The organism is Streptomyces sp. B15 (assembly GCF_018070605.1).
GTDB classification, from domain to species: domain Bacteria; phylum Actinomycetota; class Actinomycetes; order Streptomycetales; family Streptomycetaceae; genus Streptomyces; species Streptomyces smyrnaeus.
Map to the genome: position 1 here is coordinate 91,801 of NZ_JAGPXJ010000010.1, position 24,452 is coordinate 116,252.

18 protein-coding genes and 1 pseudogene are annotated in these 24,452 nt (G+C 70.8%); 13 read left to right on the forward strand and 6 right to left on the reverse strand.

The features are described from left to right. The first annotated feature begins 4 nt into the window (after window positions 1–4). The 3 genes from KBY19_RS07540 to KBY19_RS07550 all read left to right on the forward strand — a co-directional run bounded on the left by KBY19_RS07540 (window position 5) and on the right by KBY19_RS07550 (window position 3,542). Window positions 5–2,326 carry a bifunctional salicylyl-CoA 5-hydroxylase/oxidoreductase gene (locus KBY19_RS07540; protein ID WP_307843461.1) on the forward strand — a complete coding sequence of 774 codons (2,322 nt, stop codon included), beginning with the start codon at window positions 5–7 and terminating at the stop codon, window positions 2,324–2,326. 186 nt (window positions 2,327–2,512) lie between these two features. Next, complete coding sequence (locus tag KBY19_RS07545) at window positions 2,513–3,271, forward strand: hypothetical protein (RefSeq protein ID WP_210965438.1); 759 nt, start codon at window positions 2,513–2,515, stop codon at window positions 3,269–3,271. 31 nt (window positions 3,272–3,302) lie between these two features. Continuing rightward, a complete protein-coding gene (locus KBY19_RS07550; protein WP_210955768.1) occupies window positions 3,303–3,542 on the forward strand; it encodes a DUF3099 domain-containing protein in 240 nt (79 codons plus the stop codon). A 56-nt stretch (window positions 3,543–3,598) separates the two neighbouring features. Here the strand turns inward: KBY19_RS07550 and KBY19_RS07555 are convergent, their stop codons facing one another. Together KBY19_RS07555 and KBY19_RS07560 are read right to left on the reverse strand one after the other, a co-directional pair. Continuing rightward, window positions 3,599–4,486: a PaaX family transcriptional regulator C-terminal domain-containing protein gene (locus KBY19_RS07555; RefSeq protein ID WP_099884894.1), complete on the reverse strand. Its 888-nt coding sequence runs from the start codon at window positions 4,484–4,486 to the stop codon at window positions 3,599–3,601. A gap of 9 nt (window positions 4,487–4,495) precedes the next feature. Beyond that, on the reverse strand, window positions 4,496–6,277 hold the full coding sequence (locus tag KBY19_RS07560) for an AMP-binding protein (RefSeq protein ID WP_210965439.1): 1,782 nt from the start codon (window positions 6,275–6,277) through the stop codon (window positions 4,496–4,498). A 243-nt stretch (window positions 6,278–6,520) separates the two neighbouring features. Here KBY19_RS07560 and KBY19_RS07565 point away from each other — a divergent pair, with 243 nt between their 5' ends. Both KBY19_RS07565 and KBY19_RS07570 read left to right on the forward strand, forming a co-directional pair. Then, window positions 6,521–7,825 carry an acyl-CoA dehydrogenase family protein gene (locus KBY19_RS07565; RefSeq protein WP_210965440.1) on the forward strand — a complete coding sequence of 435 codons (1,305 nt, stop codon included), beginning with the start codon at window positions 6,521–6,523 and terminating at the stop codon, window positions 7,823–7,825. After that, window positions 7,822–8,244: a RidA family protein gene (locus KBY19_RS07570; RefSeq protein WP_210965441.1), complete on the forward strand. Its 423-nt coding sequence runs from the start codon at window positions 7,822–7,824 to the stop codon at window positions 8,242–8,244. The genes KBY19_RS07565 and KBY19_RS07570 overlap by 4 nt, the downstream gene beginning before the upstream one ends. 18 nt (window positions 8,245–8,262) lie before the next feature. On the opposite strand, the gene KBY19_RS07575 is transcribed toward KBY19_RS07570, so the two are convergent. Further along, a complete protein-coding gene (locus KBY19_RS07575) occupies window positions 8,263–8,856 on the reverse strand; it encodes a CGNR zinc finger domain-containing protein (protein WP_210955765.1) in 594 nt (197 codons plus the stop codon). 30 nt (window positions 8,857–8,886) lie between these two features. On the opposite strand from KBY19_RS07575, the gene KBY19_RS07580 reads away from it, so the two are divergent. The 3 genes from KBY19_RS07580 to KBY19_RS07590 all read left to right on the forward strand — a co-directional run bounded on the left by KBY19_RS07580 (window position 8,887) and on the right by KBY19_RS07590 (window position 11,860). Then, window positions 8,887–10,125 (forward strand): MFS transporter, encoded by a 1,239-nt coding sequence (locus tag KBY19_RS07580; protein ID WP_307842405.1) that lies wholly within the window; start codon window positions 8,887–8,889, stop codon window positions 10,123–10,125. 160 nt (window positions 10,126–10,285) lie between these two features. Then, window positions 10,286–11,428, forward strand: coding sequence for an FAD-binding oxidoreductase (locus tag KBY19_RS07585; protein WP_210965442.1), 1,143 nt, complete (start codon window positions 10,286–10,288; stop codon window positions 11,426–11,428). Between the two features lie 138 nt (window positions 11,429–11,566). Next, window positions 11,567–11,860 (forward strand): hypothetical protein, encoded by a 294-nt coding sequence (locus KBY19_RS07590; RefSeq protein WP_099884901.1) that lies wholly within the window; start codon window positions 11,567–11,569, stop codon window positions 11,858–11,860. An 83-nt stretch (window positions 11,861–11,943) separates the two neighbouring features. Here the strand turns inward: KBY19_RS07590 and KBY19_RS07595 are convergent, their stop codons facing one another. Both KBY19_RS07595 and KBY19_RS07600 read right to left on the reverse strand, forming a co-directional pair. Then, a complete protein-coding gene (locus tag KBY19_RS07595; RefSeq protein ID WP_099884902.1) occupies window positions 11,944–13,473 on the reverse strand; it encodes a UDP-N-acetylglucosamine 1-carboxyvinyltransferase in 1,530 nt (509 codons plus the stop codon). 181 nt (window positions 13,474–13,654) lie between these two features. Next, window positions 13,655–14,965, reverse strand: coding sequence for an APC family permease (locus KBY19_RS07600; RefSeq protein ID WP_099886849.1), 1,311 nt, complete (start codon window positions 14,963–14,965; stop codon window positions 13,655–13,657). 340 nt (window positions 14,966–15,305) lie between these two features. Between KBY19_RS07600 and acnA the strand changes: the two genes are divergently transcribed. After that, window positions 15,306–18,038: an aconitate hydratase AcnA gene (gene acnA, locus KBY19_RS07605; protein WP_099884903.1), complete on the forward strand. Its 2,733-nt coding sequence runs from the start codon at window positions 15,306–15,308 to the stop codon at window positions 18,036–18,038. Between the two features lie 185 nt (window positions 18,039–18,223). On the opposite strand, the pseudogene KBY19_RS07610 reads toward acnA, so the two are convergent. Next, window positions 18,224–19,019, reverse strand: a pseudogene (locus KBY19_RS07610) (glycoside hydrolase domain-containing protein); the annotation flags it as partial. A 372-nt stretch (window positions 19,020–19,391) separates the two neighbouring features. On the opposite strand from KBY19_RS07610, the gene ngcE reads away from it, so the two are divergent. The 4 genes from ngcE (at window position 19,392) to KBY19_RS07630 (ending at window position 24,364) form a co-directional block, all read left to right on the forward strand. Continuing rightward, on the forward strand, window positions 19,392–20,816 hold the full coding sequence (gene ngcE / locus KBY19_RS07615; RefSeq protein ID WP_099884904.1) for an N-acetylglucosamine/diacetylchitobiose ABC transporter substrate-binding protein: 1,425 nt from the start codon (window positions 19,392–19,394) through the stop codon (window positions 20,814–20,816). A gap of 42 nt (window positions 20,817–20,858) precedes the next feature. Beyond that, window positions 20,859–21,911, forward strand: a complete 1,053-nt coding sequence (locus KBY19_RS07620) for a carbohydrate ABC transporter permease (RefSeq protein ID WP_307842404.1) — start codon at window positions 20,859–20,861, stop codon at window positions 21,909–21,911. A 13-nt stretch (window positions 21,912–21,924) separates the two neighbouring features. After that, entirely contained in the window at window positions 21,925–22,872 is a 948-nt protein-coding gene (locus KBY19_RS07625) for a carbohydrate ABC transporter permease (protein ID WP_099884905.1), read from the forward strand. A gap of 232 nt (window positions 22,873–23,104) precedes the next feature. Continuing rightward, window positions 23,105–24,364, forward strand: a complete 1,260-nt coding sequence (locus tag KBY19_RS07630; RefSeq protein WP_180289782.1) for an extracellular solute-binding protein — start codon at window positions 23,105–23,107, stop codon at window positions 24,362–24,364. Window positions 24,365–24,452: the final 88 nt, after the last annotated feature.

The window sequence follows — 24,452 nt, forward strand, 5'->3', positions numbered from 1 at the left end:
AGCCGTGAACGCTGCGGCTGCCGCCCGTCCGACGGCGGGAGGGACCCGGCCGCTGCGGGTGGCCGTCATCGGGGGCGGCCCCGGAGGGCTGTACGCGGCGGTGCTGCTCAAACGGCTGGACCCGGCGCGGCACATCGCCGTCTACGAGCGGGACGCGCCCGGCGACACCTTCGGCTTCGGGGTGGTGCTCTCCGACGAGACCGTCGGCGGCATCGAGAACGCCGACCCCGAGGTCTTCGCCACCCTGGGCGCACACATGGTGCGATGGGACGCGATCGAGATCGTCCACCGCGGCCGCACCCTCACCTCCACCGGGCACGGCTTCGCCGCCCTCGGCCGCCGTACGCTGCTGTCGGTGCTGCACCAGCGGTGCCGCGAGCTCGGCGTGGTGCTGCGCTTTCGCACCGAGGCGCCCCCGGCGGCCGAACTGGCGCGCGGGCACGATCTGGTGATCGCCGCGGACGGGGTGCACAGCGCCACCCGTACCGCGCACGCCGACGTCTTCCGGCCCACCCTCACCACCCACCGCTGCCGCTACATCTGGCTCGCCGCCGACTTCGCGCTCGACGCCTTCCGCTTCGAGATCGCCGAGACCGAGCACGGCATCCTCCAGCTCCACGCCTACCCCTATGCTCCGGACCGCTCCACGGCCGTCGTCGAGGCCCGCGAGGAGGTCTGGCGGGCCGCGGGGCTGGACCGGCTCGACGAGCGCGCCGTGGCCGAGCGGTGCGCCGAGCTGTTCCCGGGGACCCTGCGCGGGCACACCCTGCGCGGCAACCGCTCGCAGTGGACCGCCTTCCGTACCGTCGTCAACGAGCGCTGGTGGCACGGGAGCGCCGGAAAGATCGTGCTGCTGGGTGACGCCGCGCACACCGCGCACTTCTCCATCGGCTCGGGCACCAAGCTCGCCGTCGAGGACGCCTTGGCGCTCGCCGCCTGCCTGCGCGAACAGCCCGACCTGGCCGCCGCGCTCACCGCCTACGAGGCCGAGCGCAAGCCCGTCGTACGGTCCACCCAGCGCGCCGCGCACGCCAGTCTGACCTGGTTCGAGGAACTGGCCGGATACACCGCCCAGCCGCCGTACCGGTTCGCCTTCAACCTGCTCACCCGCAGCCGCCGCGTCACCCACGCCAACCTGCGGCTGCGCGACGCCGGGTTCGTCGCGGCGACGGAACGGGAGGCAGGGGTGCCCGACGGCACCCCGCCCATGTTCACCCCGTTCCGGCTGCGCCGGCTGGAGTTGCGCAACCGGGTGGTCGTCTCCCCGATGGACATGTACAAGTCCCGGCAGGGTGTGCCCGGCGACTTCCACCTCGTCCACCTGGGCGCGCGGGCGCTCGGCGGAGCCGCACTGGTCATGACGGAGATGGTGTGCGTCTCCGAGCGGGGCCGCATCACCCCGGGCTGCGCGGGGTTGTGGAACGACGAGCAGGAGGCGGCCTGGCGGCGGGTCACCGACTTCGTGCACCAGCAGTCGCCGACGGCCGCGATCGGGCTGCAGCTCGGCCACTCCGGGCGCAAGGGCTCCACCAGACTCATGTGGGAGGGCATCGACGAGCCGCTGCCCGAGGGCAACTGGCCGCTGGTCGCCGCCTCCCCGCTGCCGTACCGCCCCGGGATCGGACAGACTCCGCGCGAGCTGACGCGGGAGGGGATGGTCGCGGTGCGGGAGGAGTTCGCCGCCGCGGCCCGCCGGGGAGCCCGCGCGGGCTTCGATCTGCTGGAGCTGCACTGCGCGCACGGCTATCTGCTGTCCGGCTTCCTCTCCCCGCTGACCAACCGGCGCGCCGACGGCTGGGGCGGCTCGCTGACCGCACGGCTGCGCTTCCCCCTGGAGGTGTTCGACGCGGTGCGCGAGGTGTGGCCCGCCGGACGCCCCGTGACGGTGCGGATATCGGCCACCGACTGGGCTCCGGGCGGCACCACGGGTGAGGACGCGGTCCGGATCGCGGCCGCCTTCGCCGAGCACGGCGCGGACGCGATCGATGTCTCGACCGGGCAGGTCGTCGCCGATGAGCGCCCCGACTTCGGCCGTTCGTACCAGACGCCGTACGCCGACCGCATCCGCAATCTGCTGGGCGTCCCCGTCATCGCCGTCGGCGCGGTCTCCTCCTGGGACGACGTCAACTCGCTCGTCCTGGCCGGGCGCGCCGATCTGTGCGCGCTGGCCCGGCCGCACCTGTACGACCCGCACTGGACGCTGCACGCCGCCGCCGAACAGGGGTACGAGGGCCCCGGCGCGCCGTGGCCGGAACCGTACCGGGCGGGCAGTCGCAGACCTCCCGCCGGCCGTACGGACAGCCCCAGGCCCCGGCTCTCACTCTGATCGCAGACTCCGGCCGCACCCATGGCATACCGCTCGGTATGTAGTGATCCCCAGGTCTTCGGCACCGGCGCGGGTCTAGGCTGAGCGGTCTCGTTCCCGATCCCGGCCGGCGGGGGAGAAGGTGCCGCCGGGAGGGTGCGGGCGAGCCAGCGCGGACACCCGCCGAGAGCCGGAAAGGGGAGGAATGTGCCCGCTCTGAACCAGGCCGAACTGGTACTGGTGCACAGTCCGCTGACCGGAGACCTCATCTGGCAGCCGGTCGCCGACGCGCTGCGCGCACGGGGCCGGACGGTCAGCGTCCCCCGCCTCGCCGGAGCCTTCGACAGCAGCACGGGCCCCTACTACCCCGGACTGCTGGACGCCGTGACCGGCCGACTGACCGCGCCCCTGGACGAGACCCGCCCCGCCACGGTGGTGCTGGCCGGACACGGCGGAGCCGGCCCGCTGCTCCCCGCGCTCCGCGAACGCCTCACCCAGGGGCGCCGTCCGCTGCGCAGGGTCGCCGGAACGGTCTACGTGGACGCGCAGTGGCCGCACCCCGGGGCCAGCCGGCTGGAGGCGGCCCCGCCGCAGCTCGCCCGGCAACTGCGCGAGCTGGCCGAGAACGGTTCGCTGCCACCCTGGGACACCTGGTTCCCCGAGCAGATGCTGATCGACGAGGTGCCCGATCCGGTGCTGCGCGAGCGCTTCCGCACCGGCCTCCCGCGGCTCCCCCTCGCCTACTTCGAGGAGCGCGCCCCGCACGCCGTCCCCGACTCCGACCACGCCCGCACCGCTTATCTGCGGCTGAGCCCGCACTACGAGGAGACCGCGATGCGCGCCGAGGCCATCGGCCACCGGGTGCTGCGGCGGACCTCACACCATCTGAGCCCGCTCACCGACCCGGAGGCCACCGCCGACGCGCTGGAGAAACTCGCCCGCCGCTTCGTCACCTGCCCGGCCTGACGGCTGCGCGCCGCCGCCGTACGGTGGATACATGTACGCGCGCAGGCGGCGCCGCTATTTCACGCTGATGGTCATCTGCCTGGTGCTGTTCGTCAGCGCCTGGGCGTTCGTACGACTGTGGTCGGTGCCCGCCGCCGTCGGGATGTGCGTCGTGGCCATGGTCATCCCGCCGCTCGCCGCGATCGTCGGCAACCGGCGGGAGTCGGACGACCGCTGGTGGGACGAGTCGTCCGACGACGCTCCGCCGCGGGACGGGAACGGATACGGCTGAGCCGACGGCCCCTGCGAGGTGCCCGGCGCGGTGTCCGGCGCCGGGCCGGCGCGCCTTCAGCGGCCGAGCGTCTGCGCGCACACCTCGCTCACGTACGCGTACCCGGCGTCCCGCAGCTTCTCGTGCAGGGTGCCGAACACCTTCGCCGAGCGCTCGCCCGGCCACCGCCCGGGCAGCAGCGCCGTCGGCAGGCCCGGGTCCGCGTAGGGCAGCCGCCGCCAGGCGTCCAGCGCGAGCAGATAGTCCCGGTAGGCCGGTCGACCGGGCACCCGGCTGCGCCGTGTCCAGCGGCGCAGTACCGGCTCGTGCTCGGCGAGGAAGGCGCGATGGCTCTCCGCGATGGCCTCCAGGTCCCACCAGCGCGCCACCGCCTCGGCGGTCGGCGTGAAACCGGTGTGGCGGCCGCGGAACAGATCGACGTAAGGCGCCAGTTCCAGCCGGTCGAGCGTGTGCCGCGTCTCGTCCTCCAGGTGCGAGGGCGCGATCCACACCCCCGGTGCGGCGTTGCCGAAACCGAGCCGGGCCAACCGGGAGCGCAGCACGTGCCGCCGGTCGCGTTCGCTCTCCGGCACGGAGAAGACGGCGAGCAGCCAGTCGCCGTCCGGTTCGGGGCGGCTGTAGATACGGCGGTCGCCGTCGGCGAGGAGCTGGTCGGCGGCGGGCGAGGGGCGATATCCGGCCGCCTTGCTGCCGGGTCTGTCCGCGGTCAGCAGTCCGCGCCGCTTGAGCCGGGAGACCGCGGAGCGGACCGCCGGCGCGTCGATGTCCAGGGCGCCGAGCAGCCGGATAAGGGCGGCGACGGGGACGCTGCCTCCGGGCTGGAGCTCACGCCCGTAGGCGCCGTAGAAGGTGAGGATGAGGGAGCCGGGTGAGGGCTTGCTCAACTGCGGAGCACCGGGGGCCTGAGCAGCCTCGCCGAGCTGCGGAAACACGTTTGGAACCACGCTGTCACTCTAGGGCTGCCGCCCGGCCGTCCCGCCGCCCGGCTGCGGCTGCGGGTCCCGCTCGCGCAGCCGGTAGCGCTGCAGCTTGCCGGTGGGGGTGCGCGGCAGCGCCTTCGGGAAGACGAACCGGCGCGGGCACTTGTACGCGGCCAGCTCCCCGCGCACGAACCGCCGCAGCCGCTCGGCCGTGCCGCTGCCCGGTTCGACCTCCGAGGCCAGCACCACGTGCGCGACCACCAGTTGCCCACGCTGTTCGTCGGGGCAGCCCACCACAGCGGCCTCGCACACGTCCGGGTGGCGCCGCAGCGCTTCTTCGACCTCGGGGCCCGAGATGGTGTACCCCGCCGAGATGATCATATCGTCGGCGCGCGCCACGAAGCGGAAGTAGCCCTCCGCGTCGCGCACATAGGTGTCCCCGGTGATGTTCCAGCCCTCGCGTACGTACGCGCGTTGGCGCTCGTCCGCCAGATAGCGGCAGCCGACCGGGCCGCGCACCGCGAGCAGCCCCGGCGTGCCGTCCGGCACCGGCACCAGCTTCCCCCGCTCGTCCTCCGCCACGATCCGGGCCTGGTACCCGGGCACGGGAACTCCCGTACGGCCGGGCCGGACCGCCTCGTCGGCGGCCGAGATGAAGATGTGCAGCAGCTCGGTGGCCCCGATCCCGTCGATGATCCGCAGCCCTGTCCGTGCGTACCAGGACTCCCAGGTGGCGGCGGGCAGATGCTCACCGGCGGAGACGCAGCGGCGCAGCGACGACAGATCGCGGGGACCGGCCGGCCCCGGCTCGTCCAGCAGCGGCAGCATCGCCCGGTAGGCGGTCGGTGCCGTGAACAGCACCGAGACCCGGTGGGCCGCGATCACCGCCAGCGTGCGGGCCGCGCCGCTCCACTGGTCGAGCAGCGCGGAGGCCCCGGCGCGCAGCGGAAAGACCAGCAGCCCGCCCAGCCCGAAGGTGAAGCCCAGCGGAGGCGTCCCCGCGAACACGTCGTCGGCACGTGGGCGCAGCACCCGCGCGGCGAACGTGTCGGCGACGGCCAGCACATCCCGGTGGAAGTGCACACACCCTTTGGGTCTGCCGGTGGTGCCCGAGGTGAAGGCGATGAGGGCCACGTCGTCGGCCGCCGTGGCGACCGCCTCGAACCGGTCCGGCATGGAGGCCGCCACCCGCAGCACGTCGTCCTCACCTCCTTGGGCCTTCGTCCGGGTGGGAGCGCCGTCGGCGGAAGCCGGGGGAGTGCCCCGGGCGACGAACTGCCGTGTACACAGCCCCGGTACCTCGGCCCTGGCCAACTCGTCGGCCACCCGCGCGTCGCACAGCGCGTGGGTGATCCGCGCCAGTCGACAGATGGTCGCCAACTCGCGTGCCCGGTGCGCCGCGAGGACGGTCACCGCCACGGCACCCGCCTTCATCACCGCCAGCCAGCAGGCGGCCAGTTCCGGGCTGGTCGGCCCGCGCAGCAGCACCCGGTTGCCCGGCACCACACCCAACTCGCCCGTCAGCACATGGGCCAGCCGGTCGACGGTGGTGCGCAGTTCGCCGTACGACCAGGTGCGCCGCGGTGTCGGAGCTCCGTGCGGCTCGCCCTCGGGCGGCGGCAGCCCACCGGAGTGGAAGGCGGGCCGGTCCGCGCCCAGCCGGTCGATGGTGCGGTCCAGCAACTCGGCGCCGCAGTTGAGGCGGGCAGGGCACGAGAGGGCGGGGTCGTCCAGCAGGAGAACGGGCCACTGGTCCCGGGGCGGCAGATGGTCCCGTGCGAAGGTGTCGACGTGTGCGGACGGAGTCGGAATCATGACCGTTCTACCCCCTCGCGGGCGGCCTTCCGCACGTCGGCCGACGGACCACGCGCTGCCGGCGGCGCCGGTGCGGCGGCAGTACGGCGGCAGTTCTGCGCCGGTACGGCGGCGGTGTTGCGGCGGTACGGTGAGTGGCGTCGAGCGTAACGCGTTGGTGACGGCAGTCAATGGTCCGCGATAGACAGGAGGTGACGGCCCGGAGGTCCGGGCCGCACCGGGCCACGGCCGAGGGGAGCCGCCATGACCACCACCCCGCCACCGACCTGCCAGTTCGCCCTCACACCTGCACAGCGCGCGTGGAGTGCGCGCTTGCGCGGCCTGGGCGCCGACCGGCTCGCCCCGCTGGCTGCCCAGGGCGAGCCCGGAAGGGTCAACAGAGGGCTGCTGCGCGAACTCGGCGCGCTCGGGCTGCTGGCCCGCGCGGTACCTGCCGAACCCCCATGGCCTCCGGTCGGCGCACTCGAACTGTGCCTGCTGCGCGAGTCGTTGGCGTATTCCTGCCCGGAGGCCGAGACCGCCCTCGCGCTCCAGGGACTGGGCGCCGGGCCGGTCGCCGACGCGGGTACGGCCGCACAGCGGACCCGCTGGCTGCCGGCCGCCGCCGCGGGGCGGGCCGTGGCGGCGTTCGCGTTGAGCGAGCCGGGTGCGGGCAGCGACGCCGCCGCGCTGGCACTGCGCGCGGAACCGGACGGCGTCGGCCGCGGCGGCTCGGATGGTGCCGGTGGCTCGGGCGGCTGGCGGCTGACCGGCACCAAGACATGGATCTCCAACGCGCCATGGGCGGACTTCTACACCGTCTTCGCCCGCACCGGGGAGGCCACCACCGGCGAGGCCACCGGCTCCCGGGGCGTGACCGCGTTCCTGGTCCCCGCCGACCGGCCCGGGCTCGCTGGCGAGCCCCTCGACATGCTCGCGCCGCACGCCCTGGGCACCCTCACCTTCGACGCCGTACGCGTCACCCGCAGCGACCTCCTCGGCGAGCCGGGAGAGGGGTTCGGGGTGGCCATGCGCACCCTCAACCTCTTCCGTCCCAGCGTCGGCGCGTTCGCCATTGGCATGGCGCAGGCCGCGCTCGACGCCTCGCTCGCGCACGCCGACCGGCGCCGCGCGTTCGGCGGCGCCCTGCGCGATCTGCAGTCCGTCTCGCACCAGTTGGCGGAGATGGCGACCCGTACGGAGGCGGCCCGGCTGCTGGTGTACGCGGCGGCGTGCGCGTACGACAGCGGTGGCGGTGGCGGTGGCGGTGGCGGTGGTGGTGGCGGGGACCTGGCGCGGCGCGCGGCCATGGCCAAGCTGCTGGCGACCGAGACGGCGCAGTACGTGGTGGACGCCGCCGTCCAGATCCACGGAGCCGCCGCCCTGCAGCGCGGGCACTTGCTCGAACACCTCTACCGGGAGGTGCGGGCACCCCGCATCTACGAGGGCGCCAGCGAGGTGCAGCGTTCCCTCATCGCCAAGGAGCTGTACAAGGAGTCGCGCAGGGAACCACCAGCGCACGAGGCCCGGGAGCGGGCCGCGGCGAAAGCGGAGGTGCCGCGCCCATGAGCCCGGAACCCGACGGTGACGGCGTTCTGCGCCGAGTCAACCCCGCGGAGCTCTCCCCGCCCCGCGGCTTCTCGCACGCGGTGACGGCCACCGGCTCCCGGCTGGTCTTCCTCGCGGGTCAGACGGCACTCGACGGCGACGGGCGGATCGCCGCGCAGAGCCTCCCCGGCCAGTTCCGGATCGCGCTCACCAATCTGCTGGCCGCCCTCGCCGCCTGTGGCGGCACACCGGCGGATCTGGCCCGCGTCACCGTCCACACCACCGATGTGCCCGCGTACCGGGCACACGCGGCCGAACTCGGCCGCGTATGGCGCGAACTGGCGGGCCGCGACTATCCGGCGATGGCGGTCATCGGCGCGGTGCGGCTGTGGGACGAGAAGGCGTCGATCGAGCTGGACGGCATCGCGGTACTGCCCTGAGACCCGCGCTCACCGGCATCAGCCGCCGTGCTGTCTGCGGCGGTGCTCCGCGACGCGCGTGCGGGTGGCGCAGGCGCGCGAACAGTAGCGGCGCCGGGCGCCGGGGCCGCCGCCGAGGAAGAGCCGTCGGCAGCCGGGTGCCGCGCACTCGCCCCAGGCGATACCGCCGCGCTCGCTCAGCAGCTGGGCGAGGGCGAGCGCGGCGGCAGCGGTGAACCAGTCGGCCCAGCTCGCGTCGTCGCTCCGGTCGACGTGCAGATGCCAGGGGTGGCCGCCGTGTCTGCTCAGCCGGGGGCGGGCCGCGCAGCGCTCCAGCAGCGCGTTGAGCGCCTCGGCCGCGCGGTCGGTGTCGGTCTCGGTCAACACCCGCTCCGTCAGCTGGGCGACCGCCCGGCGCAGCGCTGCCGCTTCACCACCCGTCAGGCCGCGCAACTCCCGTTCCGTCTCACCGTGCCGGGCGAGGAGGGCCGCCATCGCGTCCCGGGGCAGCGCGGGGTCCTCGCGTACGGCGTTGGCGAGGTCGATCAGCCTCCCCCCGGCTCCGGCCGGAAGAGGTCCCCGACCGGGCCGCAGGCCGGGGGAGTCGCCATGAGGGTCGCCGTACTGCTCCATGTAACGCATTATAGAAACAAGGCGTTACGCGTGCGCGTGACGCGCGTGGAGGGAGCGGGAGCCGCGCTGATGGTGACGTACCTGGCAACGGCCTTCCTGGCGCGGTTCGCGGACGAGGGCGTCGGTATCGCGCTCGCCCTGCTCGCGGTGGAGCGGACGGGCAGCCCCGCATCGGGCGCCTTCGTGCTGACTGCCTGGCTGGCACCGCACGCGGTGGCGGCCCCCGTGGTCGGCGCGCTGGCCGAACGGGCCCGCGCCCCACGCATCTTCCACGGCTGCGCGCTGGCCGTCTTCGGCGCGGCGATCGCCCTCCTGGGCCTGACGCTGGGGCGGGCGCCGATGCCGCTGACCCTCGGCGCCGCGCTGGTCGGCGGCAGCGTCGGGCCCATGGTCACCGGTGGCCTCTCCAGCCTGCTCGCCACCCGCGTCCCCGTCGGTCGTACGCGTACCCGCGCCTACGCCCTGGACGCCACCACCTACAACGCCGCCGCCGTCGCCGCCCCGGCCGCCGTCAGCACCGCGGCCACCGCGGCCTCCGCGACCCTGGCGACGGCGCTCCTGGCGACCTCGGCAAGCTGCGCCGCGCTCCTCTGCGTGACGCAACGGCTCCCCGCCGCCGACCGCGACGCACCCCGCCACACACCCCTGAGGCGAGGGCTTCGACCCGGTGAACTCGCCATCGGAGCGCGAGCCCTGTGGCACATCCCGCAGTTGCGGGCCGTCACGGTGGCGACCTGCGTGGCCTTCCTCGGCGTCGGCGGTCTTCCCGTCACGGCCGTACTGCTGGCCGCGCAGCGGGGTGAACCGGGCGCGGGCGGGGTGCTGCTGACGGCGTTCGCGGTGGGCGGGCTGGCCGGCTCGCTGGGGGTGGCGCGGTGGCGTCGCGCACCGGCCCCGGCGCGGCTGGCCCGCCTCGGCCTGCTGGCGACCGCGACGGCGCTGGCGGGTGCGGCGCTCGCCCCGTCACTCCCATGGACGGTCGTGCTGTTCGCCCTCGCCGGGCTGGGTGACGGTCCGCTGCTGACGGCCACCTTGCGCATCCGCGCCGACCACGCCCCCGAGGAGGCCCGCACCCAGGTCTTCACCCTCGGCGCCGGGCTCAAGCTGACCGCCGCGGCGGCGGGCACCGCACTCGTCGGCGCCTTCGCCCACCTCCCGGCCCTGGTCCTCACCCTCTTCGTCGCGCTCCTCCACCTGGCAGCCGCGGCCCTGGTGACGGCTCTCGGCCGACGGAGCGGAAGTCAGCACCGACCGGGCGTTGACGCCTGACCCGCCGGTGGTGATCCTGGTCCGGGCTCCCCAGGGGCCGCGGAAAGCCACGATGAGCGGCGAAGGGCTGCGGAAGGCCGCGGGCAGCTGCGGAAGGCCGCGGGCAACTGCGGGAATGCTGCTGCGAAAGACCGGGCAGGGCTGAGGAGGCAGGGTCGGGGTGCGGGTAGTCGTCATCGGAGCCGGAATCGTCGGCGCGGCCACGGCGTACGAGCTGGTCCGGGCGGGAGCCGAGGCCGTCCTGGTCGACGCCGCGCACACCGGCCGCGCCACCGCGGCCGGTGCGGGCATCACCTGCCCCTGGACCGGCCAGGACGAGGAACCCCTCGCCGTGGTCGGCGCCGCGCACTACCCGGGCCTGCTCGCGGCCCTCGCCGAGGACGGACAGCACGAGGTCGGCCACCGCAAGGTCGGCGCCCTGCTGCTGCTCCCACCGGACGAGGAGCGCGCCGAACAGGTGCGGGCGCGGGTGACGGCACGCGCGGCGGCCGACCCGCACGCGGGCGAGGTCACCACCGTCGACGCCACCGAGGCCCGACGGCTGTTCCCCGCCCTCGGCCACAAGGACGGCGGCTTCGGCGGCACCGCTCTGCAACTGTCCGGGGCCGCCCGGTTGGACGGCCGCAGACTGCGCGCGGCGCTCGTCGCGGCGGCCGAACGGCACGGACTGCGTACGGTCGCCGGCACAGCGGGCATCGAGGCCCGCGACGGCCGGGTACGCGGGGTGCGGGTGGCCGGCGAACTGATCGGGGCGGACGCCGTGGTGGCTGCCGCGGGCGCCTGGTCGAGGGCGCTGCTGGATCCGGTCGGGGTACGCGTCGAAGTCGTTCCGCAGCGGGGCCAGATCGTCCACCTGCGGCTGCCCGGCACCGACACGGCCCACTGGCCGGTCGTTCTTCCGGCAGGCACCGGCCACTACCTGCTCACCTTCGACGACTCCCGCGTCGTCGTCGGCGCCACCCGCGAGGACGGCGGCGGCTTCGACCACCGTGTCACGGCAGGCGGCCTCGCCGAAGTCCTGAACCAGGCCCTGGCGGTGGCGCCGGGCCTCGCCCCGGCCACTCACCTGGAGACCCGGGTCGGCTTTCGCCCGGCCGGCCCGGACGGACTTCCGCTGCTGGGCACCGTCCCGGCTTTGCAGGGCCTGGTGGTCGCCAACGGCCTCGGTTCGGGAGGCCTGACGGCCGGCCCGTTCGTGGGTGCCGTCGCCGCCCGCCTGGCCCTCGGCCGGGAGCCGGACCCGGACCCGGACGTAAGACTGGACCTGACGCCGTACGACCCGCTGCGCACCGCCCGGCCCTGACTCCCCGTCGACCCGCACGGAGGGGGCGCCCGCCCCGGTCACCTGCTTGGACGCCGCACTGTCGCGCCGCACCGCGCCTCGGGGGAGGGTGGGAGCGCCCGGCAGCCCGGGCGCCCCGACCTGCGAGGAGGCCGCACCATGCGGATGTTGCTGAAGGCCAGACTGGACACGGAGAAGGGCAGCGAGCTGATCGAGAGCGGCCGGATGGGCGAGCTGCTCGAATCCCTGCTGCAGCGCCTTCAGCCGGAGGCCGCCTACTTCACCCCGGACCGGGGCCACCGGAGCTGTCTGATGGTGTTCGACATGCAGGACTCCTCCCAGCTCGTGGCGCTCAGCGAACCCTTCTTCAACGAGATGGGCGCCGAGGTCACCGTCCAGCCGGCGATGAATCTGGACGACGTCAAACGCGGCCTGGCCTCCCTCAAGGGGTGAACCGCGGGGTCGACCTGGAGGGGGAGGGGCGGCCCGACCTGACCGTCGCCCCCTCCCGGAGCATCGCCCCTCGGGTCATGCCCTCAGATGTCGCGGAACGTCTCGATCTGGGCTCCCACCTCGTTGAGGCGTTCGGCCAGGTCCTCGTAGCCGCGGTTGATGACGTACACGTTCCGCAGCACGGAGGTGCCCTCCGCGGCCATCATGGCGAGCAGCACCACGACGGCCGGGCGGAGCGCCGGGGGGCACATCATCTCGGCGGCGCGCCAGCGGGTGGGGCCCTCGACCAGTACCCGGTGCGGGTCGAGCAACTGCAGCCTGCCGCCGAGCCGGTTGAGGTCGGTGAGGTAGATGGCGCGGTTGTCGTAGACCCAGTCGTGGATGAGGGTCTTGCCCTGCGCGGAGGCGGCGATGGCGGCGAAGAAGGGGACGTTGTCGATGTTGAGGCCGGGGAAGGGCATCGGGTGGATCTTGTCGATGGGCGCCTCCAGCTTGGAGGGGCGCACCGTCAGGTCCGTCAGCCGGGTACGTCCGTTGTCGGCCGCGTACTCCGCGCTGCGGTCGAAGTCGAGGCCCATCTCCTCCAGGACCGCGAGTTCGATCTCCATGAACTCGGCCGGTACCCGGCACACCGTCAGCTCGGACTCGGTGACGATGGCTGCGGCGACCAGGCTCATCGCCTCGACCGGGTCCTCGGAGGGCGAGTAGTCCACATCGGTGTCGATGACGGGCACGCCGTGCACCGTCAGCGTCGTCGAGCCGATGCCCTCGACCCGGACGCCCAGCTGCTCCAGGAAGAAGCACAGGTCCTGGACCATGTAGTTGGACGAGGCGTTGCGGATGACCGTGACGCCGTCGTGCCGGGCGGCGGCCAGCAGCGCGTTCTCGGTGACGGTGTCCCCGCGCTCGGTCAGCACGATCGGCCGTTTGGGTGCGACGCCCGTCTCCACCTCGGCGTGGTAGATGCCCTCGGTGGCGGTGACCGCCAGGCCGAAGTGGCGCAGCGCGCTCATGTGCGGCTCGACCGTGCGGGTGCCCAGGTCGCAACCGCCCGCGTAGGGGATGCGGAAGCGGTCCATCCGGTGCAGCAGCGGGCCGAGGAACATGATGATGCTCCGCGTGCGGCGCGCCGCCTCCTGGTCGATGGAGTCCAGGTCGAGTTCGGCCGGCGGGACGATCTCCAGGTCCGCGCCTCCGTTGATCCACCGGGTGCGGACGCCGATGGAGGAGAGCACCTCCAGGATGCGGTAGACCTCCTCGATGCGGGCGACCCGACGCAGCACCGTACGGCCGGAGTTGAGGAGGGAGGCGCACAGCAGGGCCACGCACGCGTTCTTGCTCGTCTTGACGTCGATGCTGCCGGAGAGGTGCCGTCCGCCCACCACTCGCAGATGCATCGGGCCCGAGTAACCAAGGGACACGATTTCGCTGTCCAGCGCCTCGGAGATCCGGGCGATCATCTCAAGGCTGATGTTCTGGTTCCCGCGCTCGATCCGGTTGACGGCGCTCTGGCTGGTGCCGAGCGCTTCCGCCAGTTGCGACTGGGTCCAGCCCCGGTGCTGACGGGCGTCGCGGATCAACTGGCCGATACGTGCGAGGTAGTCGTCGGTCATACACGAAACGGTATCTCAGATCTGAGATAGGAACGCACCCGGGGGTGGTGAGACGCGTGTGCCGTCCGGGCAACCGCCCGAATGCCGCAGTCAGGTTGCGCTCCCATCAGATCCGGTGCAGACGGGATCCTGCGCCCCGGACCTGCGCCCCGGACCTGCGCCCCGCCCTCGCCCGGTCGGGTCAGTCCTCGCCGCTCGCCCTGAGCACCAGCTTGTTGACGCCCCACAGTGCGATGCCGATCAGCACCAGAACGCCCGCCCGGATGTAGACCCCGGTGGCGCGGTCGGCCAGCGGACTGGCCAGGACCAGCGCGGTGACGGCGCCCAGTACGGGCAGGGCGGTCGGGACGCGGAAGTGCTGGTGTGCGACCCGGTCGCGACGCAGTACCAGCACCGCCACGTTCACCACGGCGAACACGCACAGCAGCAGGAAGGACGTGGTGTCCCCGAGGCCGGCGATCTCGCCCGTCGACACCAGGCCGAGGGCGAGCAGCGTCACGAAGACGATGCCGACGACGGGGGTGCGGCGACCGGGGAGCACTCTGCCCATCGCGCGGGGCAGGATGCGCTCGTTGGCCATGCCGTAGCACAGCCGGGAGGCCATCATGATGTTGATCAGCGCGGAATTGGCGACGGCGAACAGGGCGATCAGGGCGAAGAGCCGGTGCGGGAAGTCGACCCCGCCGGCCTTGACCACCTCCAGCAGCGGCCCGCTCGATCCTGCCAGCGTGCTGGTCGGTACGAGCAGCGAGGAGATCAGGGCGACGAGGACGTAGACGGTGCCGGTGACCGCGACGCCGATGAAGATGCCGCGCGGAAACGCCCGCTGCGGGTCCACGGTCTCCTCCGCCATGTTGACCGAGTCCTCGAACCCGACGAACGCGAAGAACCCCAGCGCGGTGGCGCCCAGCACTCCGGAGATCAGCGCGTAGCCGGTGCCACCGGTCTCCAGGTCGCCCAGCCGGGAGGGTTCGCCGTCGCCGGTGAGCACCGCGGCGGCTCCGATGGCGAGGATGACGGTCAGACCGGTGAGCTCCACCACGGTGAAGACGACGTTGGTCTTCACCGACTCCGAGACGCCGCGCAGGGTCAGTCCGGCCAGCGCCAGTACGAACAGGATCGCCACCAGGGTCGGCGGCAGGGCGCCGTTCGTCAGCTCGTCGAGGTAGTCCCCGCTGAAGGCCCGTGCCGCGGCGCTGGCGGAGGCCAGCCCGGAGCACATCACCATGAAGGCGACGATGAACGTCAGAAAGGGCACCTTGAAGGCGCGCTGGGTGTAGAGCGCGGCTCCGGCGGCCTTCGGGTACTTGCCGACCAGTTCCACGTACGAGGCCGCTGTCAGCATCGCCACGACGAAGCCGATGGCGAAGGGCAGCCACAGCGCTCCGCCGACCTTGCCGGCGACCTTGCCGGTGGTGGCGTAGATGCCGGTGCCCAAGATGTCCCCGATCACGAACAGCACCAGCAGCTTGGGCCCGATGGCCCGCTTCAGTGCGGGCTCGTGCGGGGCTTCGGTGCCGTGCGGGCCGGGGGCCGGCGGGTCTGTGGAGGCCACGGCACCACTGTGGGGCAGGCGGAGCCTCAGATCCATGGCGCGTGCGTGTGTCGGCGCGGCGCGCGGTGGGCACCCGGGGGCAGGCATGACCGGCGGGCGGTCGTGTACTAGAGTTATCTCGACATCGAGATAACTGGCGACGGCATACGTCGCGGTCGCTGTCGCAGAGCGGAACGGGTTGGCGTCGGTAGGAATTGGTAAGGCTTACCTAACTTCGTGTCCCGCTCACCATAGCGCACCGGCGGCCGATGCACTCAAGGCACTGAAGGAGACTGTCGTGTCGGCGAACAGCTTCGACGCCCGCAGCACGCTGCAGGTGGGCGACGAGTCGTACGAAATCTTCAAGCTGGACAAAGTAGAGGGTTCCGCCCGGCTTCCGTACAGCCTGAAGGTCCTGCTGGAGAACCTGCTCCGCACGGAAGACGGCGCGAACATCACCGCCGACCACATCCGCGCGCTCGGCGACTGGGATCCCAAGGCGCAGCCCAGCCAGGAGATCCAGTTCACGCCGGCCCGCGTGATCATGCAGGACTTCACGGGTGTGCCCTGCGTCGTCGATCTGGCGACCATGCGCGAGGCGGTCAAGGAACTGGGCGGCGACGCCAACCGCATCAACCCGCTGGCCCCGGCCGAGCTGGTCATCGACCACTCCGTCATCGCCGACACCTTCGGCACCTCCGACGCGTTCAAGAAGAACGTCGAGCTGGAGTACGGCCGCAACCGCGAGCGCTACCAGTTCCTGCGCTGGGGCCAGACCGCCTTCGACGAGTTCAAGGTCGTCCCGCCCGGCACCGGCATCGTGCACCAGGTCAACATCGAGCACCTGGCCCGCACGGTCATGGTCCGGAACGGCCAGGCCTACCCCGACACGCTGGTGGGCACCGACTCGCACACCACCATGGTCAACGGCCTCGGTGTCCTCGGCTGGGGCGTCGGCGGCATCGAGGCGGAGGCCGCGATGCTGGGCCAGCCCGTCTCGATGCTCATTCCGCGGGTCGTCGGCTTCAAGCTCACCGGTGAGCTGCCCACCGGCACCACCGCCACCGACCTGGTGCTCACCATCACCGAGATGCTGCGCGCGCACGGTGTCGTCGGCAAGTTCGTGGAGTTCTACGGTCAGGGCGTCGGCGCCGTGCCGCTCGCCAACCGCGCCACGATCGGCAACATGTCGCCGGAGTTCGGTTCCACCGCGGCGATCTTCCCGATCGACGAGGAGACCATCAACTACCTCAAGCTGACCGGCCGCAGCTCCGAGCAGCTGGCGCTGGTCGAGTCCTACGCCAAGGCGCAGGGCCTGTGGCACGACCCCGCGCAGGAGCCGGAGTACAGCGAGTACCTGGAGCTGGACCTCTCCACGGTCGTTCCCTCCATCGCCGGCCCGAAGCGCCCGCAGGACCGCATCGCGCTCGCCGACGCCGCGCACAAGTTCGGCCAGGACGTCGTCAACTACGTCTCCGAGGCGGACACCGACGAGGCGGGCAAGGAGTCCTTCCCGGCCTCCGACGCCCCGGCCGTCTCCAACGGCGTGCCGAGCAAGCCGGTCCAGGTCACCGGCCCCGACGGGGTCACCTACGACCTCGACCACGGTGCCGTGGCCGTCGCCGCCATCACCTCCTGCACCAACACCTCCAACCCGTACGTCATGGTCGGCGCGGCGCTGCTGGCCAAGAAGGCGGTGGAGAAGGGCCTGACCCGCAAGCCCTGGGTCAAGACCACCCTGGCCCCCGGCTCGCAGGTCGTCATGGACTACTACGACCGCGCCGGTCTCACCCCGTACCTGGACAAGCTGGGCTTCAACCTCGTCGGTTACGGCTGCACCACCTGCATCGGCAACTCCGGCCCGCTGCCGGACGAGGTCTCCAAGGCCGTCAACGAGAACGACCTGGCCGTCGTCTCCGTCCTGTCCGGCAACCGCAACTTCGAGGGCCGGATCAACCCGGACGTCAAGATGAACTACCTGGCGTCCCCGCCGCTGGTGGTCGCCTACGCCATCGCCGGCTCGATGAAGGTTGACATCACCACCGAGGCCCTCGGCACCGACCAGGACGGCAACCCGGTCCACCTGTCCGACCTGTGGCCCTCCGAGCAGGAGGTCGAGGAGGTCGTCGCCTCCTGCATCGGCCAGGAGATGTTCACCAAGGACTACGCCGACGTCTTCGCCGGTGACGCCCAGTGGCAGGCCCTCCCGGTTCCGACCGGCGACACCTTCGAGTGGGACCGGCAGTCCACCTACGTCCGCAAGCCCCCGTACTTCGAGGGCATGGGCATGGACCCGGCCCCGGTCGAGGACATCTCCGGTGCCCGCGTACTGGCCAAGCTGGGCGACTCGGTCACCACCGACCACATCTCCCCGGCCGGTGCCATCAAGGCCGACACCCCGGCGGGCAAGTACCTGACCGAGCACGGTGTCGAGCGCCGCGACTTCAACAGCTACGGCTCGCGGCGCGGCAACCACGAGGTCATGATCCGCGGCACCTTCGCCAACATCCGGCTGCGCAACCAGATCGCGCCGGGCACCGAGGGCGGCTTCACGCGGGACTTCACCCGGGAGAACGAAGAGGGCGGGGCCCCGGTCTCCTTCATCTACGACGCCGCGCAGAACTACCAGGCGCAGGGCACCCCGCTGGTCATCCTCGCGGGCAAGGAGTACGGCTCCGGTTCCTCCCGCGACTGGGCGGCCAAGGGCACCGCGCTGCTGGGCGTGCGCGCCGTCATCGCCGAGTCGTACGAGCGCATCCACCGCTCGAACCTCATCGGCATGGGTGTCCTGCCGCTGCAGTTCCCCACCGGTGGCTCCGCCCTCGACCTGGGGCTGACCGGTGAGGAGACCTTCTCCATCACGGGCATCACCGCGCTCAACGACGGTGAGGTCCCGGCCACGGTGAAGGTCACCACGGACACCGGCGTGGAGTTCGACGCCACGGTGCGCATCGACACCCCCGGCGAGGCCGACTACTACCGCAACGGGGGCATCCTCCAGTACGTCCTGCGCTCGCTGATCCGCGACTGACATCAGCCGCTCGGGTCGTACGACGACGGGCCGCACCCCGGCAGGGGCGCGGCCCGTCCGCGGTTTCGCCCGTCCGCGGTGCTGGTGCCGGTGCCGGTGCCGGTCGGTTCCGGTTCCTCACGGCCGGGCGGTTCCGGTCAGGGGCTGAGCGGGAAGCCCAGCCCCTGGCCGGGGAGGCGGTGCGCTCAGCGCCTGCCCAGCAGTTCCACCTCCGCCAGCCGGGCCTTCGGCCCAGCCGCAACCAGCCGGTAGCCGCGGTAGCGGGCGGTGTGCGGAAGCTGGAACACCCGGGTCTGCTTGTCCCAGCGGAAGGTCTCGCCCGTACGCCGGTCCACCGTGTGCCACCGCTTGCCGTCCCGCGACCCCGCCAGCCGCCAGCCGCCAGCCGCCGGGCGCCACCGCGCGGTCGTCGGAGGTGAGGGTGTAGGAGGTGACGCGGGCGCCCTCGGCCACCGGGACGGGATCGAAGGTGACATCGGCGGCCGTGCTGGAGGTGTTGTCCAGCGGTGGGGAGTCGTCGGCCTCGCTGACGTCGGCCTGCGGGGAGGGCACCTTGTCGTCGTGGGTGATCGACGACGGGGCGCTGTCGCCTCCCGTGCCCCACTTGGACGGCTCCGGCCCCATGGTGAACTCCAGGGTTCCGCCGTCGGCCAGCAGCTTGTGCGGCAGCGCGGTGGAGTGCCACTTCTTGCCGTCGACCTTCAACCCCTGGACGTAGACGTTCCGCTTACTGTTCCCGGGCGCCTTGACCACCAGGTCGCGGCCGCCCTCCAGATGGACGGTGGCCTTGGTGAACAGCGGGGAGCCGACCGCGTACTCGGGGGAGCCCATCACCAGCGGGTAGAAGCCCAGCGCGCTGAAGATGTACCAGGCCGACATCTCCCCGTTGTCCTCGTCGCCCGGGTAGCCCTGGCCGATCTCGCTGCCGACGTAGAGCCGGGAGAGGACCTCGCGGACCTTGGCCTGGGTCTTCCACGGCTGACGCACACGGACCTCTCAGCAGGCAGGCCGACAACGTTGTCAATCTATGGATTTCAGCGACCAGTAACGTATCTACGCGCCCTGGTGTCAAGTCAGTTGGGGATACCGGAAGAAGGAGGAATCAGCACAGGTCTCAACTCGGGAAAGATGGTCGGTCGAACTGTTCTCGATCTTGCCCAGGTGGCGGAGAGTGGACTATACCTGTCCCACCTCGAACGGTACCCGCGCGCGGGCGCCGATTCACTGGCGCACCATCCGCAAGATCCGCACCACTCAGCTTGAACTGACCCGCGGTGTCGGGCCCTTCGCCGGTGGCGAGTTGACGGGAGACCGGTACACCGCCTGAGTCCTGGAGAAGGCGAGGACTTGAGCATGGGAACCAACAGCGTCAACCGTCGCGATGTCGTCAAGGCCACCGCGGCCGGACTGCTCGCCGTGCCGGCCCTCGGCTCGCTGACGTCCTGCGCAACGGGCGGCGACGAGGACACGAAGGCCGAAAAGGGCAAGAAGTCGGCCAAGAATCCGTTGGGCGTCAAAGACAACGCCGCTCTTCAGGCGTATATCTTCAACGGCGGATACGACGACAAGTACGCGCGCTTCGTCAGTGACATGTACGAGAAGCGGTATCCGAAGGCGGAGGTCGACCAGAAGAAGACCGAACGCATCGCCACCCAGGTCCAGCCGCGGATCATCAAGGGCGACCCGCCGGACGTGGTCAACAACTCCGGCGCCGAGATGATGTCCATCTCGAAGCTCGTCAAGAACAAGCAGGTCAGCGATGTCACCGAACTTCTCGACGCCCCGAGCTGGGACGACCCGGACGTCAAGGTGCGCGACACCCTGGTGCCCGGCGTCCTGGAGATGGGCCAGTTCGGCACCGAGGCCTGCTACCAGCTGAACATCGCCCAGACCGTCTACGGCATCTGGTACTCGGACACGATGCTCCGCGAGCGGCTGGAGACCGAATACCCGAAGACCTGGGACGACATGCTGGCCCTCTGCAAGAAGGCCAAGAAGAAGGGCCTGCACGGCTGGACGTACCCGGCAGGGCACCCCCGCTACATGTTCTTCAGCATGTACTCCATGTTCGGCCAGGCGGGCGGGCGCAAGCAGCTCGACGCCTTCGACTACCTGGAGCCGAACGCCTGGAAGACCGACGCGGTCAAACAGGTCTTCGAGGCCTATGAGGAACTGCTCGCCAAGAAGTACGTGCTGACCGGTTTCGACGGCAAGAACGCTCACATCGAGGCGCAGACCGCCTGGACGAAGGGCAAGGCCGTCTTCATTCCGGACGGCTCCTGGGTGGAGAACGAGGCGAAGGACACCACGCCCAAGAACTTCGAGATGCGCGTCGGCGCGTCGCCCTCCTTCGACAAGGGCGACCCGATGCCCTTCGGCACCCTCTACGCCCCTCCCGGTGAGCCCTACATCATCCCGGCCAAGGCCTCGAACCGGCAGGGCGGCCTGGAGTGGATGCGGATGATGTACAGCAAGAAGGCCGCGGTGAACCTCTTCCGCGAGGTCTCCTCGATGCCCGTGGTCAAGGGCGCCATCGACGGCATGGAACTGCCGCCGGGCGTGAAGAGCGCGCAGCAGGCCGTCAAGGCCGCCGGTGACAACATCGTGATCGCGTTCTTCAAGGAGTGGTACGCCGATCTGTGGCGGGTGGACTTCGACTCCGTCATCGGGAAGTTCATGAACGGCGAGACCTCGGTGAAGGAGGCCATGAACGCGATGCAGAAGGCCGCCGACCGCACCGCCAAGGACCCCGACGTCACCAAGATCAAGAAGTCCTGAGCGACCGGACAGCGGCGGAGCCGCAGGGAGAATCGGAGCGGCGTGAAGACTGAGACACAGCCGGCCACGGGCGGGCAGACGAGCGGGAAGCGGCCTTCCGGGCGAACGCGGACCAGCGGTGGACCGGCCTTCGCGCTCGCCATCATCCTGCCGCCCCGGTTCACTCCGGAGCGGGTGCGCAACGACCGCCGGTACCGGACGCTGGACAAGTACCGCTTCATCGTGGGCTTCCTGGCCCTGCCGCTGCTCTTCTACGCGGTGTTCGTGATCTCCCCGTTCCTCCAGGCGATCTACTACTCGTTCACGGACTGGGCGGGCGGTGCCACGGCGAACTTCGTCGGCGGCGACAACTACGTGAAGATGTGGAACGACGAGAAGTTCTGGGACTCCCTGCAGTCCAGCCTGCTGCTGCTGGTCGTCGTTCCGCTGATCACCCTGGTACTGGGAATCTTCTTCGCCTACATGATCACCGCGGGCGGACGGCACCGCAGGGGCCAGGCGATCTCGGGCGTGGCGGGCTCCTCGCTCTACAAGATCGTCTACTTCTTCCCGCAGGTGCTGTCCATCGCGCTGATCGCCGTGGTGTGGCAGCAGGTCTACAGCTCCCGGAGCGGCCTGCTCAACGGTCTGCTCGGCTCCGTGGGCCTGGAGGGCCTCGAACAGCGCTGGCTCGGCGGCGACTACGAGCTCGCCCTCTTCTCCACCATGGCGGTGATCGCCTGGAGCTTCGTCGGGTTCTACGTGGTGCTCTTCTCCGCCGCCATGGGTGCGATCCCCAAGGACGTCTACGAGGCCGCGCTGCTGGACGGTGCCGGGCGGGCTGCCACCTTCTTCCGGGTCACCTTGCCGCTGATCTGGGACACCGTGCGCACCGGCTGGGTCTACATGGGTATCCAGGCCCTGGACGCCTTCGCGGTCGTCCTGATCATGGTGCCGCCGCACGCGCTGAAGGTGACCCCCGTCTACCTCTACGAGCGGTTCCGGGAAGGCCAGTTCGGCTACGCCACGGCCATCGGCGTGGTGCTCCTCGTGCTGAGCATGATCTTCACGCTGATCGTGATGAGGATCGGACGCCGTGACCAGATCGAGTACTGAGAAGCGGGAAGCGATGAGTGCCGAACCGATGCCCACCGACGCAGTCACCGACCAGCCGACCGCCTCCGCCACGTCCGGGTCCGAGCCGGCCGCCGGCCGTCGGACCGCCGGGAGGAAGGACGGGGGCTCCGGCGAACGCGGCGCGTTGAACGTCTTCTCGCACGCCTTTCTGATCGCCTGGGTCGTGATGGCGGCGGGGCCGCTGATCTGGGTGGCGATGACGGCCTTCCGGCCCACGGCGGACTTCCTCAACGACCCGATGGGGCTGCCCACCTCGATCCACTGGCAGAACTTCGCCAACGCCTGGACCGAGGCGAAGATCGGCCGGTACGCGTTCAACTCCCTGGTCATCCTGGCCGGCTCGCTGACCGGTACCATGCTGCTGGGCTCGATGGCCGCCTACGTCATCGCCCGTTTCACCTTCCCCGGCAACAGGTTCATCTTCCTGTTGTTCGCGGGCGGGATGATGTTCCCGGTGATCCTGGCGCTGATCCCGCTGTTCACGATCATGGACAACATGTCCCTGCTGGACACCCGGCCGGGGCTGATCATCGCCTACATCGCCTACTCGCTGCCGTTCACCACCTTCTTCCTGACCTCGTTCTTCAGGACGCTGCCCAGCGGGGTCCAGGAGGCGGCGATGATCGACGGCGCCTCGCACACCCGGACCTTCTTCCAGGTGATGCTGCCGATGGCCAAGCCCGGGCTGGTGAGCATCGGCATCTTCAACTTCCTCGGTCAGTGGAACCAGTATCTGCTGCCGCTGCTGCTCAACAACGAGGACGAGAACAACTACGTCCTGCCCCAGGGGCTGGCGGCGTTGACGGTCTCCCAGGGCTACGCGGGAGACTGGGGCGCCCTGTTCGCCGGGCTGACCATCGCCATGGTCCCGGTGCTGGTGGTCTATGCCGTCTTCCAGCGTCAGGTGCAGGCCGGGCTGACCGCCGGCGCCATCAAATGAGCCGCCGGGAACCGGCGGTGGCGGACGGTGATTTCAGGTTGGCCACGAAAGTGGCCTAGACCTGTGCGGCGGAATATGCCGTGAGTAGTCTCTGCGCCGTAGCGGCACGGGGATCACCTCGCCAAGCAGTCGGGGCTCTCCTCGCCCGACGTTGCCTGGGGGATCCGGGTCGCGCCCGGAGTGACGTATCACCTGCGAGCAAGTCGACACCGATGTCGAAGGGTTGAGCAACATGAACAAGAGAGCAGTGGCGGCCGGTGCCGCGGCGCTCGCCATGGCACTGAGCGTCACCGCCTGTGGCGGTGACGACGGGGGCTCCGGGGACAAGAACACCATCAAACTGGTGGCCGCCGACTACGGCGACAAGAAGTCCAACGCCTCCAAGATCTACTGGGACCAGGTCGTCAAGGACTTCGAGAAGAAGCACAAGGACATCAAGGTCGACGTCCAGGTCATCAACTGGAACGACATCGACAAGCAGGTCAAGACGATGATCCAGAGCGGAAACGTTCCGGACCTGCTGCAGACCGGCGGTTACGCGGACAAGGTCGCCGACGACCTGCTCTACAAGGCCGACGACGTTCTCTCGCCCAAGACGAAGCAGAACCTCATCCCCTCCTTCGCCAAGGCCGGCGAGGTGGACGGCACCCAGTACGGCATCCCGTGGGTCTCCTCCTCCCGCGTGCTCTTCTACAACAAGGAGGTCTTCAAGAAGGCGGGCGTCAAGAACCCGCCGAAGACCTGGGACGAGCTGGCCGACGCCGCCCAGAAGATAAAGAAGTCCAAGGCCGCCGACACCCCCTACGCGCTGCCTCTCGGCCCCGAAGAGGCCCAGGGCGAGATGATGATGTGGGAGCTGGGCAACGGCGGTGGCTACACCGACGACAGCGGCAAGTACACCATCGACAGCAAGCAGAACGTCGAGACCTTCGAGTGGCTCCAGAAGAACCTGGTCAAGCCGGGGCTGACGTACGCCAACCCGGGCACCACCGACCGCAAGGAAGCCTTCGCGGACTTCGCCGCGGGCAAGGTCGGCATGCTCAACGGCCACCCGAGCCTCGTCCAGATGGCCAAGCAGGGCAAGGTCGACTACGGCGTCGTCACCATTCCCGGCAAGGAAGGCCCGCTGAAGTCCACGCTCGGTGTCGCCGACTGGATGATGGCCTTCAAGGACGGCGGCAAGCAGAAGCAGATCAAGACCTTCCTCGACTTCGTGTACACGAAGAAGATGCTGAAGTTCGATGAGATGTACAACTTCCCGCCGGTCACCCAGGACGCGCTCAAGACGATGCAGTCCAACGGCAAGCACGAGGACCTGAAGCCCTTCTTCGACGAGCTGGAGAACGCGAAGTTCTACCCGCTGGGCGACCCGTCCTGGGACATTGTCTCCGCCGAGATCAAGAAGACCGGTGGCAAGGCCGCCAAGGAGGACCCGAAGAAGGTCCTCGGCGACCTGCAGAAGAAGGCGGAAGAGGCCGCCGCCAACAAGTAGGCCCCGAACGTACTGGCTGGGGCCGCCATTGATTCCGCCGGACCCTCGCCGTCGTGGCGCGCCGCCATCGCGGCGGAAAGGGGTCCGG

Bases quoted from the DNA above. Each gene is read 5' to 3' on its own strand.
- KBY19_RS07550 (WP_210955768.1), top strand. From the start codon at position 3,303: ATGTACGCGCGCAGGCGGCGCCGCTATTTCACGCTGATGGTCATCTGC.
- KBY19_RS07560 (WP_210965439.1), bottom strand. From the start codon at position 6,277: ATGATTCCGACTCCGTCCGCACACGTCGACACCTTCGCACGGGACCAT.
- KBY19_RS07565 (WP_210965440.1), top strand. From the start codon at position 6,521: ATGACCACCACCCCGCCACCGACCTGCCAGTTCGCCCTCACACCTGCA.
- KBY19_RS07570 (WP_210965441.1), top strand. From the start codon at position 7,822: ATGAGCCCGGAACCCGACGGTGACGGCGTTCTGCGCCGAGTCAACCCC.
- KBY19_RS07575 (WP_210955765.1), bottom strand. From the start codon at position 8,856: ATGGAGCAGTACGGCGACCCTCATGGCGACTCCCCCGGCCTGCGGCCC.
- KBY19_RS07590 (WP_099884901.1), top strand. From the start codon at position 11,567: ATGCGGATGTTGCTGAAGGCCAGACTGGACACGGAGAAGGGCAGCGAG.
- KBY19_RS07595 (WP_099884902.1), bottom strand. From the start codon at position 13,473: ATGACCGACGACTACCTCGCACGTATCGGCCAGTTGATCCGCGACGCC.
- ngcE (WP_099884904.1), top strand. From the start codon at position 19,392: ATGGGAACCAACAGCGTCAACCGTCGCGATGTCGTCAAGGCCACCGCG.
- KBY19_RS07625 (WP_099884905.1), top strand. From the start codon at position 21,925: ATGAGTGCCGAACCGATGCCCACCGACGCAGTCACCGACCAGCCGACC.
- KBY19_RS07630 (WP_180289782.1), top strand. From the start codon at position 23,105: ATGAACAAGAGAGCAGTGGCGGCCGGTGCCGCGGCGCTCGCCATGGCA.